Genomic DNA, 16,751 nt, shown 5'->3' on the forward strand with positions numbered 1-16,751 from the left:
CGGCCATTAGGGTTAACGCTCTATCACCCCGGGGTCGGCGCGGCGCAAGCGCCGGCGTTCCGCCTCGGGAGATGACAGAGATGACCGGCATCCGCGGCACGGCCCCGCGCCTGCTCGCTGCGGCCGTGATCGGCCTCGGCCTTGCCGGCTGCCAGAGCCGATCGCCGGAGACGACGGGCTCGATCGGCGGCCTCGATCTGCTGGGCACGAAGCGCTCCGAGCGCTCGCCCCGGGCGGAGATCGACGCCCTGGCCGCGCGCTACGCCTCCGACCCGAAGGACGTGCGCAACGCCATGCGCTACGCCGACGCCCTGCGGGCCACCGACCAGAAATCCCAGGCCGCGGCGGTGCTGCAGCAGGTCGCCCTGCGCAACCCGAAGGACCGGACGGTGCTCGCCGCCTACGGCAAGAGTCTCGCGGAGGCCGGCCGCTACGGGGAGGCCAACGAGGTCCTCCAGAACGCCCACAGCCCGGCCCAGCCGGATTGGCGCGTGCTCTCGGCGCAGGGCATGGTGGCCGACCAGACCGGCGACCATGCCCGGGCGCAGAGCCTCTACGACGCGGCCCTCAAGATCGCCCCGAACGAGCCGCGCGTCCTGTCGAATCTCGGCCTGTCCTACGCGCTCGCCCGCCAGCTCGACGCGGCGGAGACGACGCTGCGCCTCGCCGCCGAGCAGCCCCGGGCCGATGCCCGCGTGCGCGGCAACCTCGCTCTGGTGCTCGGCCTGAAGGGCCGCTACGACGAGGCCGAGCGGGTGCTGGCCCAGGATCTCGGACCGGCGGAGGCGGCAGCCAACGTCCAGTCCCTGCGCGCCATGGCGGCCCGCCATGCGGGAGCGAAGACGGCGCAGGCCGCGGCCCCCCATCCCCGGCGGCAGCTGGCGCGAAGCGTGGTCCCGTAGAGCGCGGGCTCGCCCCCGAACTTCTCGCCCTTCGACCTTGACGAATCCGGCCCATCTCCCCTATAGGCTCGCCACTTCCATAGGACTCCGCCGGTATCGATTGTCGCGAGGGTTCGACGCCTTCGGCGCGAGAGCCGTGGGGCATTGCCGAAACGCTTCAGCGCCGAGACCCGGCCTAACGTTGACAGGACTGTAACGATGTCGCGTCGCTGCGAACTCACGGGCAAGGCCGTCCAGGTCGGTCACCTCGTGAGCCACTCGAACCGTAAGACCAAGTGCCGGTTCCTGCCGAACCTCTGCAACGTCACGCTGCAGTCGGATGCGCTCAACCGCCGCGTCCGCCTGCGGGTCACCGCCCACGCGCTGCGCTCGGTCGAGCACCGCGGCGGCCTCGACGCCTTCCTCGTCAAGGCCCGCGAGATCGAGCTGTCGCAGACGGCCCGCCTGCTCAAGCGCGACATCGAGAAGAAGCTCGCCGAGACCGCGACGCCCGCCGCCGCGTAACGCGCCCGGGCCGGCACGGACCGGCCCTCTTCGCAGAATCATCGGGAGGCCACCGGATGCGCTGAAGGCGCCCGGTGGCCTTTTCCGTTCGACGGGGCACTCGCGGCCGATGACGGCGCTCACCCTCATCCTTCCGATCTTCGGCCTCGTCCTCGTCGGCTGGCTGGCCTCGCTCGCCAAGATCATCTCGGAGCGGGTCGGCGACGGCCTGTCGGAATACGTCTTCTCGCTCGCGGTCCCCGCACTCATCGTCTCGACGCTGACCCGGCCGGGACTCTCCGGCGAGATCGCCTGGGGTTACTGGGCGAGCTATTTCGGCGGGGCGGCCCTCGCCTGGACCGTCGGATCGCTGATCGGGCGCCGCACCGAGGGCGTCGACCGGCGCGGCGCGGTGCTGCACGGCTTTGCCGCGAGCCAGTCCAACACGGTCTTCGTCGGCGTGCCGATGATCCTCCAGGCCTACGGCGAGGCGGGGGCCTTCCCGCTCTTCATGCTGCTCGCCGTGCACCTGCCCTTGATGATGGGCGCGGCGACCCTCCTGATCGAATCGGAGGGCGGGCGTTCCTACGGCCAGCGGCTGAAGGCGCTGGGCCTCGCGCTGGGCAAGAACCCGATCTTCCTGGCACTCGTCGTCGGCATGGCGATGAAGGCCGCGGGCCTCTCCTTCTCGGGCATTCCGAAGGCCCTGGTCGATTCCCTGGCCGGCACCGCCTCGACCTGCGCGCTGATCGCGCTCGGGGCCGGGCTGACCCGCTACAAGGTGCTGCACGACCTTCCCGGCGCCAGCGTCGTCGCGGCCCTGAAGCTCGGGCTGCATCCGCTGGCGGTCTACGGGCTGGCCTTCCACGTCTTCACCATGCCGCCGGCCTATGCGGGCGTGGCCGTGCTGTTCGCGGCAATGCCGGTGGGCATCAACTCGTACCTGCTGGCGGTGCGCTACAAGAGCGAGCAGGGGCTCGTGGCCGCCGCGGTGCTGGTCTCGACGCTCGCCGCGACCGCGACCACCATCGGCTGGCTGACGGTGCTCGGGCGGGGATAGTTTTTCAAACTCCGCTCGATCCAACCCTCTCCCTCATCCTGAGGTGCCGGAGCGCAGCGCAGGCCTCGAAGGATACTCCAGGAATCGCGCGGACTCTGGAGGATCCTTCGAGGCCGCTGCGCGGCACCTCAGGATGAGGATGGTGGATGGGAGACGCGCTCTCCGACAGGTCTCGCGTCGTCGGGCGGGATGGCTGCGTTGACCCCGGCCCCCTCGCTCCATAGGTTGCCCGCTCTCGCGCCCCGGCCCGGATGGCCGGCGCGGCGCCCGTCCTGAACCCCGAAAAGCTCCCGTCCGATGTCCGCGCCCCTTCGTCTCGACCCCGACATTCTGGAGGCCGCCGCCTCCGCCGCCGCCTGGCCGTTCGAGGAGGCGCGCAAGCTCGTGGCGCGGCTGGAGAAGAAGCCCAAGACCGAGGTGCTGTTCGAGACCGGCTACGGCCCCTCGGGCCTGCCGCATATCGGCACCTTCGGCGAGGTCGCCCGCACCTCCATGGTGCGCCACGCCTTCCGCGTGCTGACCAAGGACGCGGTGCCGACCCGGCTGATCGCCTTCTCCGACGACATGGACGGCCTGCGCAAAGTCCCGGACAACGTGCCGAACCGCGAGCGGCTGGCCGAGGCCCTGAACCTCCCGCTGACCCAGGTGCCCGACCCGTTCGGCACGCATGAGAGCTTCGGCGCGCACAACAACGCCGAGCTGCGCCGCTTTCTCGACGCCTTCGGCTTCGACTACGAGTTCCGCTCCGCCACCGAGTGCTACCGGGCCGGCCTCTTCGACGACACGCTGCGCCTCGTGCTGGAGCGCTACGAGGCGGTGATGGCGATCATGCTGCCCTCGCTGCGGGCCGAGCGCTCCGCGAGCTACTCGCCCTTCCTGCCGATCCACCCCGTCACCGGCCACGTGATGCAGGTGTCGATCGACGAGGTTCGGCCCGCCGCCGGCACCATCGTCTGGCGCGATCCGGCGACGAACGAGGCCTACGAGACGCCGGTGACCGGCGGCCACGTCAAGCTGCAGTGGAAGCCAGACTGGGCGATGCGCTGGGTCGCGCTGGGCGTCGATTACGAGATGGCCGGCAAGGACCTGATCGATTCGGTCAAGCTCTCGGGCCAGATCGCCCGGGCGCTGGGCGCCGAGCCGCCGGAAGGCTTCAACTACGAACTCTTCCTCGACGAGAAGGGCCAGAAGATCTCGAAGTCGAAGGGCAACGGCCTGACCATCGACGAGTGGCTGACCTACGCGACGCCTGAGTCGCTGGCCTTGTTCATGTACAACAAGCCCCGCGAGGCCAAGCGCCTGTTCTTCGACGTGATTCCGCGCCACGTCGACGAGTACGACAACTTTCTGGGCCGTTTTGCCGGCCAGGAAGCCAAGCACCGGCTCGGCAACCCGGTCTGGCACCTGCACGCGGGCGCGCCGCCCGCCCCCGAGACCATCGACGAGGCCGGCACCACGCTCTCCTTCGGCATGCTCCTGAACCTCGTGGCGGTGGCCAATGCCGAGGACGAGGCGGTGCTGTGGGGCTTCATCCGCCGCTACGCGCCGAACGTGGGACCGGAGACGCATCCGCGGCTCGCCGGCCTCGTGACCCGGGCGCTCGCCTATTACCGGGACTTCGTGCGGCCGCAGAAGCAGTACCGCGCGCCCACCGAGGAGGAGACCGCCGCTCTGCGCGACCTCGGCGAGACGCTCAAGGAGCACGAGGCCTCGACCGATCCGGAAGCGCTGCAGGCGATCGTCTACGAGGTCGGCCGGCGCCACTTCCCCGACCTGTCGGGCAAGGCCAAGAGCCCGGACGGGCGGCCCGGCGTTTCCAAGACGTGGTTCGCCTCGATCTACAACGTGCTGTTCGGCGAGGCGCAGGGACCGCGCTTCGGCTCGTTCATCGCGCTCTACGGCGTGGCGGGTACGCGGGCGCTGATCGAGAAGGCGCTGAGCGGTGCGCTCGTGGCCGAGCACGAGGCCTTCCTGGCGGGCCGCAAGGCCGCCGCGGCGTGAGCGTGGGACGGGGCGGCATGGGGAGGATGAGGGCGTTGGCAGGCATCCTCGGCACCCTCGCCGCCCTGTTCGGCACCCCGGCCTCGGCGCAAGTCGCGCAGGGGATCAAGGCCTATGCGCGCGGCGACTACCCGACGGCGATGCGCGCCTTCGAGGCGGGCGCGGCCAAGGGCGATCCGCAGGCCCTCTACAATCTCGGCGTCGCCTATGCGGAAGGCCGCGCCGTGCCGGCCGACCCGGCCCGCGCGCTCGATGCCTACCGGCGGGCGGCAGAAGGCGGCAGCGTGCTCGCCGCCTTCAACCTGGGCCAAGCCTATCGCAAGGGGCAGGGGGTCTCCGCCGATCCGGCCCAGGCCGCGCGCTGGTACGAGCAGGCAGCCAAGGGCGGCCACTACAAAGCCGGCAACGAACTCGGCATCCTCTACATGGAGGGCAGGGGCGTGCCGCGCGATCCCGTCGAGGGCATGGCCTGGATCTACCCGGCCACCCACGCCTCGATCATGGACGAATCCGCCATAGCCAACGCGATCCAGGCGGCGGGCATGCTGGACGGCGCACAGATCCAGGAGGCGCAGGCGCGGGGGAGGACGTATTTCCAGCGCTATATCGCGCCGAACCGGGCGGTGGTGCGGGCCCTATCGGGCGGCTGAGCTATGCCGGTCAGCTCATAGCCGGCCACCTCGCGGCCACGAACGACCTCACGTCACGAAAAATCGACTGGTCGGCTACCAATCTCCGCACGAGGCGGCTCGAAATCGAGATCCGCGGCGCCCGGCATCGCCAGTGCATCGGCAACGTTCCGCCGCCCGTCGAACCGCCGTGTGCTCCGATCGAGCACCGCCGCCAGCCCGATGCCGACGGCATAGGCGATCATGTTCCAGACGGAAAAAATCCGCCCGAGCAGCAGCTGCCCCGCCAGCGTCAGGCGGAACGCGTCGAGCCCCGGCGTGTGGACGAGGCGGAACAGCTCGACCAGCACGGCGACGATCAGGGCGAAAGCCGCCAGCCGCGCGACCGAGGCGGCGGGCCGGGCGAAGGCGACGAGCCCGTAGACCATCGCGCCCCACAGGACTGAGCCTCCGTACTTCACGACCTCCCTCGGCAGGCCGAGCGGCACGAGGCGCAGGCCGATGCCCGCCGCGATCACGGCGAGGGTGGCGGCGAAGAGGAGAGGGCGGCGGGATCGAAGGCTTGGCATCGCGGCGGTTTACAGGGCGGGAGGCGCCCGGTATCACCCCGGGCCACACTGACAGTCGAGTTTCACACCAGATGCGCGCCGAGATCGAACAGGCCTCGGATGCCGCCAAGCAGTCTATAGGGCTGCTGAGGAGGCATCTTTGACTGGGACACCGTCGATAAACGTCTCGCGGAGCTGAATGCGGCTTCCGAGAACCCCGACCTCTGGAACGATCCGGAGGCCGCACAGAAGGTCATGCGCGAGCGCCAGGAGCTCGACGAGGCCGTCACCGCGATCAAGAAGCTCGAACGCGATCTCGAGGATGGCGCGACGCTGATCGAACTCGGCGAGATGGAGGGTGACCAAGCCTCCATCGACGAGGGCGAGGCCGCGATCAAGGCGGTCGAGAAGGAGGCCGCGAGCCGGCAGGTCGAGACCCTGCTCTCGGGCGAGGCCGACGGCTTCGACACCTATCTCGAAGTCCATGCGGGCGCGGGCGGCACCGAGAGCCAGGACTGGGCCAACATGCTCCAGCGCATGTATGCCCGCTGGGCCGAGCGCCGGAAGTTCAAGGTCGAGATCGTCGAGATGACCGACGGCGAAGAGGCCGGGATCAAGGGCGCAACGCTCCTGATCAAAGGCCACAACGCCTATGGCTGGCTCAAGACCGAATCGGGCGTGCACCGGCTGGTGCGGATCTCGCCCTACGATTCCAACGCGCGGCGGCACACCAGCTTCGCGAGCGTCTGGGTCTATCCGGTCGTCGACGACCGGATCGAGATCGAGATCAAGGAATCGGACTGCCGCATCGACACCTACCGCTCGTCGGGCGCGGGCGGCCAGCACGTCAACACGACCGATTCGGCGGTGCGCATCACGCACAACCCGACCGGCATCGTCGTGGCCTGCCAGCAGGAGCGTTCGCAGCACAAGAACCGGGCCACCGCCTGGAACATGCTGCGCGCCCGCCTCTACGAGGCCGAGTTGAAGAAGCGCGAGGAGAAGGCCAACGCCGAGGCCGCCTCGAAGACCGAGATCGGCTGGGGCCACCAGATCCGATCCTACGTGCTTCAGCCGTACCAGCTCGTGAAGGATCTGCGCACCGGCACGCAATCGACCGATCCGGACGAGGTGCTGGACGGCGACCTCGACCCGTTCATGGAAGCCTCACTGGCGCAGCGGGTCTATGGCGGCAGCGAGGAAGTGGCCGATATCGACTGAGCGCGACACCCTCTCCCCGGCTGTCCGGGGCGGGGGTCTCCGTCAATCGGCGAAGACGAGCTGCGCACCCGCGCGCAGAAACCGCTGCGGATCGACCGGCTCGCCGTCGATGCGGGTCTCGTAGTGCAGGTGGCTCCCGGTGGAGCGCCCCGTCGAACCCGCCCATCCGATCACGCTGCCCGCCTCGACCCGCTGGCCGACGGAGACCGCGGCCGCGGAGAGATGCGCGTAGCGGGTGACGAGGCCGCGGCCGTGATCGACCTCGACCATGTTGCCGTAGCCGCCGGCATAGTCGGCGGCGGTCACCCGCCCGGCCGCCGTGGCGTGGACGGGGGCACCGGTCGCCGCGCGCATGTCGAGGCCCGTGTGGAGGGCGTAGCCGCGGGTGAAGGGATCGAGCCGGGCGCCGAAGCCGCTGCTGAAGGTGATCTCGCCGGGCAGGGGCTGGCGGAAGGGGAGGGCGGCGGCGACCCGGCGCAGATGCGTCTCTTCCTCGATCTGGCGGCGGGTCTCGCTCAACGCCCGCTCGAAGGCGTCGCCGGCGAACGGCACCAGGGGACCGCCGACGCCCTCCTTCGGCGCGTCGAAGCGGGCGGGCGAGAGCCCGGTGCGGGCGATCAGGTCGCGAAACCGCTCGGCGCTGCGCTCGGCTTGGCGCGCGACGCCGGCCAGCGCCCGGGACTGGGCCTCGCCGATCCGGTCGAGGGCGGTTTCCAGCCGGGCCACGCGGGCGCCCGGGCCCGGATCCGCCTCGGCGCGGTCGTCGCCGCCGAACCGCAGTTCCGGCGTCGGGAACGGCTTGACCACCCGCGGCGCCTCGGAGACCGGGGCGGGCGCCGGCGGCACGTCGATCTGGGCCGCCGCACCGCCGAGACCGGACAGCAGACCCTGGCGCTTCTCGATCAGGTCCTGCCGCTCGGCCAGAGCCGCCAGACGGCTCTCGACGCCGCCGCGGGCCGTCTGGCGCTCGGCGGCCGCGCGATCGAGCGCACGCTGGAGGGCCCCGAGCCGCTCCTCGTAGGCGTATTGCATCGCGCTCTGACGGGAGACGAAGCGGGCCAGCGCCTCGTCGTGAAAGACGAGATAATAGCTCGCCGCCAGCGCCCAGAGGATGGCGAGGGCGCATCCGATGCCGAGCGTGAGGGCAAGGCGGCGCTCTGAGACGGGGAGGGCGGCGCTGCGGCCGGCCCGGGCAGTCGATGGCATGGGCACGTCGGACGTTCGGTGAGACGTCAGATCACAGCCGATTAAGGTTAAGGAAGCTTGATCCGGCCGGGCGGCCCGCGCCCGTCCCGATGACGCCCCCATGCCGGAGCCTCTGCCGCCGACCTGCTCCCTGAAGGGCTGAGCGACACGTCTCGCGTCGCCGGGCTTGGGCCGATCCTCATGCGATCCTCACGCGATCGCCGTCCGCCCCCTCTCGAACCCTAACGCGGTTCCCGGCCAGATTCCGGGACGGCCGCTCAGGCCCCGCTGCTCCCGGAATCGAGCGGCCGAACGGACAGGGACGCCCCATGCTCGACATCGTCTTCATCGCCGCGGGCCTCGCCTTCTTCGCGCTCGCCGCGGGCTACGCCGCGCTCTGCGAGCGCCTCTGAAGGAAGCCCCCATGACGCTCGACCTCGCCCTCGGCGCCTGCGTGGCGGCCGGACTCCTCGTCTACCTCACCTACGCCCTCATCCGCCCCGAGCGGTTCTGAGCGGCCGAGCACGGACTTTCCCCGATGACACTCCAAGGCTGGATGCAGATCGCGCTGTACGGCGCGGTCGTGCTGGCGCTCGTCAAGCCGCTCGGCGGCTACATGACCCGCGTCTTCAACGGTGAGCGCACCCTGCTCTCACCCGTAATCGTCCCGATCGAGCGCGGCCTCTACCGTCTCTCCGGCATCGAGGCGCGTCAGGAGCAGGGCTGGCTCGGCTACGCGGGCGCGATGGTCGTGTTCAACGGGCTCGGCTTCGTGCTGCTCTACGCGCTGCTGCGCCTGCAGGCGGGGCTGCCGCTGAACCCGGCCGGGCAGGCCGCGGTGGCGCCCGACCTCGCCTTCAACACCGCGACGAGTTTCGTCACCAACACGAACTGGCAATCCTACGGCGGCGAGACCACGCTCTCGTACTTGAGCCAGATGCTCGGGCTCACGGTCCAGAACTTCGTCTCGGCGGGGTCGGGCATGGCGGTCGCCGTGGCGCTGATCCGCGGCTTCGGCCGCGCCTCGACGAAAACGCTCGGCTCGTTCTGGGTCGATCTGACCCGCGCCACCCTCTACGTCCTGCTCCCGCTCTGCCTCCTGCTCGCACTGGTTCTAGTCTCGCAGGGGATGCCGCAGACGCTCGCGCCGTCCGTCGAGGCCACGACCCTGGAGGGCGTCAGGCAGACCATCGCGGTCGGGCCGGTGGCGAGCCAGGTCGCGATCAAGATGCTCGGCACCAACGGCGGCGGCTTCTTCAACGCCAACGCGGCGCATCCCTTCGAGAACCCGACGGCGCTCTCGAACCTCCTGCAGATGGTGGCGATCTTCGCGATCGGCGCGGCGATGACCAACGTGTTCGGCCGCATGGTCGGGGATGAGCGTCAGGGCTGGGCGATCCTCTCGGCGATGGGCGTGCTGTTCCTGGCCGGCGTCCTCGTCACCTACTGGGCCGAGGCGAACGCCAACGGCGTCCTCGCCCATCTCGGCCTGGGCGGCGGAAACATGGAGGGCAAGGAGGTCCGCTTCGGCATCGCGGCCTCCGCGCTCTTCGCGACCATCACCACCGCTGCCTCCTGCGGCGCAGTCAACGCCATGCACGACTCGTTCACGGCGCTCGGCGGCCTCGTGCCCCTGCTCAACATGCAGCTCGGCGAGGTCATCGTCGGCGGCGTCGGCGCCGGGCTCTACGGCATGCTCGTCTTCGTGATCGTGGCGATCTTCGTCGCCGGCCTGATGGTCGGCCGCACCCCCGAATATCTCGGCAAGAAGATCGAGGCCCGGGAGGTGAAGATGGCGATGCTCGGCATCCTCTGCCTGCCGCTGACGATGCTCGGTTTCACGGCGCTAGCGACCGTGCTGCCCGCCGGACTCGCAGGGCCCGCCAATGCCGGCCCGCACGGCTTCTCGGAGATCCTCTACGCCTACACTTCCGCGGCGGCCAACAACGGCTCGGCCTTCGGCGGGCTCACGGCCAACACGCCGTTCTACAACGCCACCCTGGCGGTCGCGATGCTGGTCGGGCGCTTCTTCGTGAAGATCCCGGTCCTGGCCATCGCGGGCTCGCTGGCGGCCAAGAAGACGCTCCCGGCCTCCGCCGGCACGCTGCCGACCCATGGCGGTCTGTTCGTCGGCCTCCTCGTCGGCGTGGTGCTCATCATCGGCGGCCTCACCTTCTTCCCCTCCCTGGCCCTCGGGCCGATCGTCGAGCACCTCGCGGGCGAGGCCGGCCAGACCTTCCCGGCGGGCGGCTGAGATGGCGCTCATCCATCCTTCCCCGCGTCTAACCTCCCGGCGCCTTCCGCGCCGCGGCCTGCCGCGGCAGCGGCCGCCGCTCCATCGCGCCCACGGCGGCGGGCTGAACCCCCTGCGCACCTCCGACCTCGTCCTGGCGCTCCTCGGCGTCGCCCTGCTCGGCGGCCTCGCCCTGATGGCGGCCTTCGCCCTGGCAGGCGGGGCGACCGCCCCCTGAACCGACACGGCCCGGCCCGCTGCCGAGCCCCCTCGCTCCCTCCCGGACACCGACATCCATGTCCCGCAAGACCTCGTCCCTGTTCGCCGCCGCCCTGGTCGGGCCGGCGCTCCTCGGCTCGCTCAGGAAGCTCGACCCGCGCGCCATGATCCGAAACCCGGTCATGTTCGTGGTCGAGGTCGTGGCCGCCCTGACCACCGTGCTGTTCCTGCGCGATCTCGCCACGGGCGGGCCCGACCTGTTCTTCTCCGGGCAGATCGTGCTCTGGCTCTGGTTCACCCTGCTGTTCGCCAACTTCGCCGAGGCCTTGGCCGAGGGGCGCGGGAAGGCTCAGGCCGATTCGCTCCGGCGCACCCGCACCGAGATGACGGCCAAGCGCCTCACCGGGCGCGGGCGGGACTACGAGACGGTGGCCGGCACCGCCCTCAAGGTCGGCGACGTCGTCCTGGTGGAAGCCGGCGATCTCATCCCCTCGGACGGCGAGGTGATCGAGGGCGTCGCCTCCGTGAACGAGGCCGCCATCACCGGCGAATCCGCGCCCGTGATCCGCGAATCCGGCGGCGACCGCTCGGCGGTGACCGGGGGCACGCAGGTGCTCTCCGATGCGATCAAGGTGCGCATCACCGCCGCCGCCGGCTCGACCTTCGTCGATCGCATGATCGCCCTGGTCGAGGGCGCCGCGCGCCAGAAGACGCCCAACGAGATCGCGCTCAACATCCTGCTCGCCGGGCTCACCCTCGTCTTCGTCATCGCGGTGGCGAGCATCCCGAGCTTCGCGAGCTATGCCGGCGGCGCCATCCCCGTGATCGTGCTGGTCGCGCTGTTCGTGACGCTGATCCCCACCACGATCGGCGCACTGCTCTCGGCCATCGGCATCGCCGGCATGGACCGGCTCGTGCGCTTCAACGTGCTGGCCCTGTCCGGTCGCGCCGTCGAGGCGGCAGGCGATGTCGATACGCTGCTCCTCGACAAGACCGGCACCATCACCCTGGGCAATCGGCAGGCGACGGAGTTTCGCGCCGTGCGCGGCGTCTCCGAGCAGGAACTGGCGGATGCGGCACAGCTCGCCTCGCTTGCCGACGAGACGCCGGAGGGGCGCTCGATCGTCGTGCTCGCCAAGGAGGCCTACGGCATCCGGGCGCGTGACATGGCGGAGTTGCGCGCCACCTTCGTCCCCTTCACCGCGCAGTCGCGCATGAGCGGGATCGACATCGACGGCGCCTCGATCCGCAAGGGGGCGGTCGAGGCCGTCATCGCCGCCGTCTCCGGCCCGGTGCCGGCGCGCGGCGAGGCGGATCTCACCCTGGCCGTCCGGCCGGAAATTGAGGCCGTCGCCGAGGTGCGCGCCCTCGCCGAGGCGATCGCCCGAGCCGGCGGCACGCCGCTCGCGGTCGCGCGCGACGGACGGCTGCTCGGCGTCGTCGCGCTCAAGGACATCGTGAAGGGCGGCATCCGCGAGCGCTTCGCGCAACTGCGCCGGATGGGCATCCGCACGGTGATGATCACCGGCGACAATCCCGTCACCGCGGCCGCCATCGCGGCGGAGGCCGGAGTCGACGACTTCCTCGCCCAGGCGACGCCCGAGGACAAGCTGGCGCTGATCCGGCGCGAGCAGGCCGACGGAAAGCTGGTGGCGATGTGCGGCGACGGCACCAACGACGCGCCCGCGCTCGCCCAGGCCGATGTCGGCGTGGCCATGAACACCGGCACGGTGGCGGCGCGAGAGGCCGGCAACATGGTCGATCTCGATTCCGACCCGACCAAGCTCATCGAAATCGTCGGCATCGGCAAGCAATTGCTGATGACGCGCGGGGCGCTCACCACCTTCTCCATCGCCAACGACGTGGCGAAGTATTTCGCGATCCTTCCGGCCATGTTCCTGACGCTCTACCCGCAGCTTCAGGCGCTCAACGTCATGGGCCTCGCGTCACCGCAGAGCGCGATCCTCTCGGCGATCATCTTCAACGCCCTCATCATCGTGGCGCTGATCCCGCTGGCTCTGCGGGGCGTCACCTACCGCGCGGTCGGTGCGGCCGCGCTCCTGCGCCGAAACCTCCTCGTCTACGGCCTCGGCGGCGTCGCGGTGCCCTTCCTCGGCATCAAGCTCATCGACCTCGCCGTCACCGCCCTGCACCTCGCCTGAAGTCCCGGGCACCGGAGATCCCCCATGTCGAACCCGCTTCGCCCCGCCCTCGTCCTGCTGGTCGCCCTGACGGCGGTCACGGGCCTTGCCTATCCCCTCGCCGTGACCGGCCTCGCCGGGGCGATCTTCCCGGCAAAGGCCGCCGGCAGCCTGATCGAGCGCGGCGGCCGCGTCGTCGGCTCCGAGCTGATCGGCCAGAACTTCGCGAGCGCCGGCTACTTCCACGGCCGGCCCTCGGCGACGACGGCACCGGACCCGGCCGATCCCGCCAAGTCCGTCCCGGCGCCCTACAACGCGGGCAACTCCATGGGCTCGAACCTCGGGCCTACGAGCGCGGCTCTGGCGGAGCGGGTGCGGGGCGATCTCGACGCGCTTCGGGCGGAGAACCCGGGCCGGCCGGTGCCGGTCGATCTCGTCACGGCCAGCGGCTCGGGCCTCGACCCCGACATCTCGCCCGAGGCTGCCCTGTTCCAGGTGCCGCGCGTTGCCAAGGCCCGCACCATCCCGGAGGACAGGCTGCGCGACCTCGTCGCCGGCCAGGTTCGGGGGCGCACCCTCGGCCTCCTCGGCGAGCCGCGCGTGAACGTCCTGGCGCTCAACCTCGCGCTGGACGAGCTGAGCTCGCGCTGAGACTCTCAAAAAATGCCCGAGACCGGCCGCGATCCGAACCGCCCCTCGCCCGACGCCCTGCTCGAAGCGGCGCGCCGGGAGGAGCGGACGCGCGGCCGGCTCAAGATCTTCCTCGGGGCGGCTCCGGGCGTCGGCAAGACCTACGAGATGCTGACTGTCGGCCGGGCCCGGCTGAGGGCCGGCGCCGACGTGGTGGTCGGGGTCGTGGAGACCCACGGCCGGGCCGAGACCGAGGCGCTGCTCGACGGCTTCGCGGTGATCCCCCGCCGCGCCGTGCCCTATCACGGCACGGCGCTGGAGGAGATGGATCTCGACGCGCTGCTCGCCCGCCGGCCGCAGCTCGCCCTCGTCGACGAACTCGCTCACACCAACGCGCCCGGCTCGCGCCATCCCAAGCGTTATCAGGATGTCGAGGAATTGCTCGACGCCGGCATCGACGTGCTGACCACCCTCAACATCCAGCATGTCGAGAGCCTCAACGACGTGGTGGCCTCCATCACCCGCATCCGCGTCCGTGAGACCGTGCCGGACGGCATCCTCGACCGGGCCGACGACATCGAGGTGGTGGACCTCAACCCCGACGACCTGATCGAGCGGCTGAAGGCGGGCAAGGTCTACGTGCCCACCCATGCCGAGCGGGCTTTGCGGCACTACTTCTCACGCGGAAACCTCACGGCCTTGCGCGAACTCGCGCTCCGGCGCACCGCCGACCGGGTCGATGACGAGCTCCTGAGCCACATGCGGGCCAATGCCATTCCCGGTCCCTGGGCGGCGGGCGAGCGGGTTCTGGTCTGCGTCAGCGAGGATCCCCGCTCGGCCGGTCTGGTGCGCCACGCCAAGCGGCTCGCCGACCGCCTGCACGCCCCCTGGACGGCGCTGTTCGTCGAGGGCGCCCGCTCCGCCTCCCTGAGCGAGGGAGAGCGCGACCGCATCGCCGAGGCCCTGCGGCTCGCCGACCGGCTCGGGGGCGACGCCGTGACGATGCCGGGCGGGCGGCGGATCGCCGACGACATCCTCGCCTATGCCCGCACGGCCAACGTGAACCACATCGTGGTCGGCAAGGCGACGCGCTCCTGGGCCTTCGAGCTTCTGAACGGCTCGGTGGTGCACGACCTCGTGCGGGGCTCCGGCAACATCAGCGTCCACGTGGTGCCCGGCGAGGCGGCGCCCGCCGAGTCCTCCTCGCGGCGCGCGGTCGCCACGCGTCCGCCCTCCGCCGCGCCCGATCTTCGCGCCTACGCGACCGCCCTCTTGGCCACCGCGCTCGGGCTCGGGCTCGCCCTGCTGCTGCAGCCCTATACGGGCGTCGAGAACGCCGACCTGATCCTGCTGACGGCGGTGGTGGCGGTGGCGGTGCGCCTCGGCCTCGGCCCGTCGCTGGCGGCGGTGGTGATGGCCTCGCTCGCCTACAACTTCTTCTTCCTTCCGCCGGTCTACACCCTGACCATCGCCGACCCGACCAACGTCGCGGCCTTCCTGCTCTTCACCGTGGTGGCGGTTCTGGTCTCGAACCTCGCCGCACGCGTGCGCCGGTCCGCGATGGTCAGCCAGAGCCGGGCGCGGGCGACCGAGCGGCTCTACGGCTTCTCCCGCAAGCTCTCGGGCTGCGGCACCCTCGACGACGTGCTCTGGGCCACCGCGGCGCAGGTCGCGGCCATGCTGAAGGTCCGGGTCGTGCTGCTGCTGCCCGAGGACGAGACCGTCACCGTCCGGGCCGGCTACCCGCCCGAGGACAGGCTGGACGAGGCCGACCGCGCCGCCGCCCAATGGGCCTTCGACAACGAGCGCCCGGCCGGGCGCGGCGCCGACACGCTGCCGGGCGCCCGGCGCCTGTTCCTGCCCCTGCGCACGGGAAGAGGCACAATCGGCGTGATCGGCCTCGACGCGGACGGGACCGGGCCGATCCTGACCCCGGACGGGCGGCGCCTCCTCGATGCGCTCGCCGATATGGGCGCGCTCGCCATCGAGCGGGTGCGGCTCGTGGAGGATCTCGACCGGGCCGAGCGCGCCGCCGAGACCGACCGCCTGGCCCGGGCCCTCCTCACCTCGATCAGCCACGATCTTCGGACGCCGCTCGCCTCCGTGCTCGGCGCGGCCAGCACCCTGCGCGACCTCGACGCGGCGCTTCCGCCCGAGGCCAAGGCGGATCTGCTGGCGACGATCATCGAGGAATCGGAGCGGCTGAACCGCTTCATCGCGAACCTGCTCGACATGACCCGCCTGGAGGCGGGGGCGGTGGCGCCGAACCTCGTGGCCCAGGACGTGACCGAGAGCGTCGACACGGCGCTCCGGCGCCTGGAGAAGGTGCTCTCCGGGCATCGGATCGCGGTCGCCCTCGCGCCCGACCTGCCGACGCTCCGGCTCGATCCGATCCTGTTCGAACAGGTGCTCGTCAACCTGCTCGACAACGCCGCCAAATACGCGCCCGAGGGCACGACGGTGACGGTGCGCGCCCGCCGGGCGGGCGGGAGCGTGCGCATCGAAATCCTCGACGAGGGCGACGGCCTGCTCGAGGCGGAGGCCGAGCGCGTGTTCGACAAGTTCTACCGGGTGCGCAAGAGCGACCGGGTCCGCGCCGGGACGGGACTCGGGCTGGCCATCGCGCGCGGCTTCGTCGAGGCGATGGGCGGCCGCGTCACCGCGGCCAACCGGCCGGACCGCGCGGGCGCCTGCCTGACCGTGACGCTGCCGGTGCCGTCCGGCTCCGCGAAGGACATCGCCGCATGAGCCCGACCATCCTCGTCATCGACGACGAGCCGCCGATCCGAAAACTGCTGCGCATGGGGCTCGCCACCCAGGGCTACGCCATTCTGGAAGCGGCGAACGCCGCCGCCGCACGCGAAACCCTCGGGCGGCAGAGGATCGATCTGATCATCCTCGACCTCGGCCTGCCCGACATGCGCGGCCACGACCTGCTGCGCGCGATCCGGGCGAGCCATCCCGACCTGCCGGTGGTGGTGCTGTCGAGCCGCGACGACGAGGGCGGCAAGGTCGAGGCGCTCGATCTCGGCGCCGACGACTACGTCACCAAGCCCTTCGGCATGGCCGAGTTGCTGGCCCGGCTGCGCACGGCACTGCGCCACCAGCTCGCCGCGATGGGCGAGCGCCCGATCTTCCGCGTCGACGGCCTGTCGGTCGATCTCGTGCGGCGCATCGTGCGGGTCGCGGGCGCCGAGGTGAAGCTCACGCCGCGCGAGTACGACTTCCTGCGGGTTCTGGTGCTCCATGCCGGCAAGGTGCTGACCCATGCCCAGCTGATGCGGTCTGTCTCGGTCTCCTCGGACCCGCAATATCTGCGCGTCTACATGCGCCAGCTTCGGCAAAAGCTGGAGGCCGACCCCGAGCGGCCCCGCATCCTGCTGACCGAGACCGGCGTCGGCTACCGGCTGCGCGCCCCCGACGACGAGCCGAGCCTCGGGCCGCCCGCGATCGGAGAAGCGCCGCCCGATCCGGGAACGAGCCTGTGATGTCCTCTCGC

15 protein-coding genes are annotated in these 16,751 nt (G+C 71.0%); 13 read left to right on the forward strand and 2 right to left on the reverse strand.

Annotation, left to right across the window (positions count from 1 at the left end; all coding sequences use genetic code 11):
• Positions 1 to 80: 80 nt before the first annotated feature.
• The 5 genes from ACPCJR_RS02850 to ACPCJR_RS02870 all read left to right on the forward strand — a co-directional run bounded on the left by ACPCJR_RS02850 (position 81) and on the right by ACPCJR_RS02870 (position 5,096).
• A complete protein-coding gene (locus tag ACPCJR_RS02850) occupies positions 81 to 902 on the forward strand; it encodes a tetratricopeptide repeat protein (protein ID WP_391510784.1) in 822 nt (273 codons plus the stop codon).
• Positions 903 to 1,100: 198 nt separating this feature from the next.
• Positions 1,101 to 1,406: a 50S ribosomal protein L28 gene (gene rpmB / locus ACPCJR_RS02855; RefSeq protein WP_110349860.1), complete on the forward strand. Its 306-nt coding sequence runs from the start codon at positions 1,101 to 1,103 to the stop codon at positions 1,404 to 1,406.
• A 109-nt stretch (positions 1,407 to 1,515) separates the two neighbouring features.
• A complete protein-coding gene (locus ACPCJR_RS02860) occupies positions 1,516 to 2,445 on the forward strand; it encodes an AEC family transporter (RefSeq protein ID WP_391510783.1) in 930 nt (309 codons plus the stop codon).
• A gap of 297 nt (positions 2,446 to 2,742) precedes the next feature.
• Positions 2,743 to 4,446 carry a lysine--tRNA ligase gene (locus ACPCJR_RS02865; protein ID WP_391510782.1) on the forward strand — a complete coding sequence of 568 codons (1,704 nt, stop codon included), beginning with the start codon at positions 2,743 to 2,745 and terminating at the stop codon, positions 4,444 to 4,446.
• Positions 4,447 to 4,481: 35 nt separating this feature from the next.
• Positions 4,482 to 5,096 carry a tetratricopeptide repeat protein gene (locus ACPCJR_RS02870; protein WP_391510781.1) on the forward strand — a complete coding sequence of 205 codons (615 nt, stop codon included), beginning with the start codon at positions 4,482 to 4,484 and terminating at the stop codon, positions 5,094 to 5,096.
• A 53-nt stretch (positions 5,097 to 5,149) separates the two neighbouring features.
• Here ACPCJR_RS02870 and ACPCJR_RS02875 read toward each other — a convergent pair whose 3' ends face one another.
• On the reverse strand, positions 5,150 to 5,644 hold the full coding sequence (locus ACPCJR_RS02875) for a DUF2809 domain-containing protein (protein WP_391510780.1): 495 nt from the start codon (positions 5,642 to 5,644) through the stop codon (positions 5,150 to 5,152).
• A gap of 71 nt (positions 5,645 to 5,715) precedes the next feature.
• Between ACPCJR_RS02875 and prfB the strand changes: the two genes are divergently transcribed.
• A protein-coding gene (gene prfB / locus ACPCJR_RS02880) for a peptide chain release factor 2 (protein ID WP_391510779.1) occupies positions 5,716 to 6,844 on the forward strand; the annotation gives its coding sequence in 2 pieces (ribosomal slippage) (positions 5,716 to 5,784 and positions 5,786 to 6,844; 1,128 coding nt in all).
• Between the two features lie 42 nt (positions 6,845 to 6,886).
• Here the strand turns inward: prfB and ACPCJR_RS02885 are convergent.
• On the reverse strand, positions 6,887 to 8,050 hold the full coding sequence (locus tag ACPCJR_RS02885; RefSeq protein WP_391510778.1) for a M23 family metallopeptidase: 1,164 nt from the start codon (positions 8,048 to 8,050) through the stop codon (positions 6,887 to 6,889).
• Between the two features lie 403 nt (positions 8,051 to 8,453).
• Between ACPCJR_RS02885 and ACPCJR_RS02890 the strand changes: the two genes are divergently transcribed.
• The 7 genes from ACPCJR_RS02890 to ACPCJR_RS02920 are packed head-to-tail and all read left to right on the forward strand — an operon-like array spanning position 8,454 to position 16,740.
• A complete protein-coding gene (locus ACPCJR_RS02890; protein WP_391510777.1) occupies positions 8,454 to 8,543 on the forward strand; it encodes a K(+)-transporting ATPase subunit F in 90 nt (29 codons plus the stop codon).
• A gap of 24 nt (positions 8,544 to 8,567) precedes the next feature.
• A complete protein-coding gene (gene kdpA / locus ACPCJR_RS02895; RefSeq protein WP_391510776.1) occupies positions 8,568 to 10,283 on the forward strand; it encodes a potassium-transporting ATPase subunit KdpA in 1,716 nt (571 codons plus the stop codon).
• Between the two features lies 1 nt (position 10,284).
• Complete coding sequence (locus tag ACPCJR_RS02900; protein ID WP_391510775.1) at positions 10,285 to 10,500, forward strand: hypothetical protein; 216 nt, start codon at positions 10,285 to 10,287, stop codon at positions 10,498 to 10,500.
• Positions 10,501 to 10,558: 58 nt separating this feature from the next.
• Positions 10,559 to 12,643, forward strand: a complete 2,085-nt coding sequence (gene kdpB / locus ACPCJR_RS02905; protein ID WP_391510774.1) for a potassium-transporting ATPase subunit KdpB — start codon at positions 10,559 to 10,561, stop codon at positions 12,641 to 12,643.
• A 24-nt stretch (positions 12,644 to 12,667) separates the two neighbouring features.
• Positions 12,668 to 13,273 carry a K(+)-transporting ATPase subunit C gene (locus ACPCJR_RS02910; protein WP_391510773.1) on the forward strand — a complete coding sequence of 202 codons (606 nt, stop codon included), beginning with the start codon at positions 12,668 to 12,670 and terminating at the stop codon, positions 13,271 to 13,273.
• Between the two features lie 12 nt (positions 13,274 to 13,285).
• Positions 13,286 to 16,000, forward strand: a complete 2,715-nt coding sequence (locus tag ACPCJR_RS02915) for a DUF4118 domain-containing protein (protein ID WP_391510771.1) — start codon at positions 13,286 to 13,288, stop codon at positions 15,998 to 16,000.
• The gene (locus tag ACPCJR_RS02920; RefSeq protein WP_391510770.1) at positions 15,997 to 16,740 is read left to right on the forward strand and encodes a response regulator; all 744 of its coding nucleotides are present in this window, start codon (positions 15,997 to 15,999) and stop codon (positions 16,738 to 16,740) included. The genes ACPCJR_RS02915 and ACPCJR_RS02920 overlap by 4 nt, the downstream gene beginning before the upstream one ends.
• Positions 16,741 to 16,751 lie beyond the last annotated feature (11 nt).

The organism is Methylobacterium sp. NPDC097929 (genome assembly GCF_049543375.1).
Lineage (GTDB): Bacteria > Pseudomonadota > Alphaproteobacteria > Rhizobiales > Beijerinckiaceae > Methylobacterium.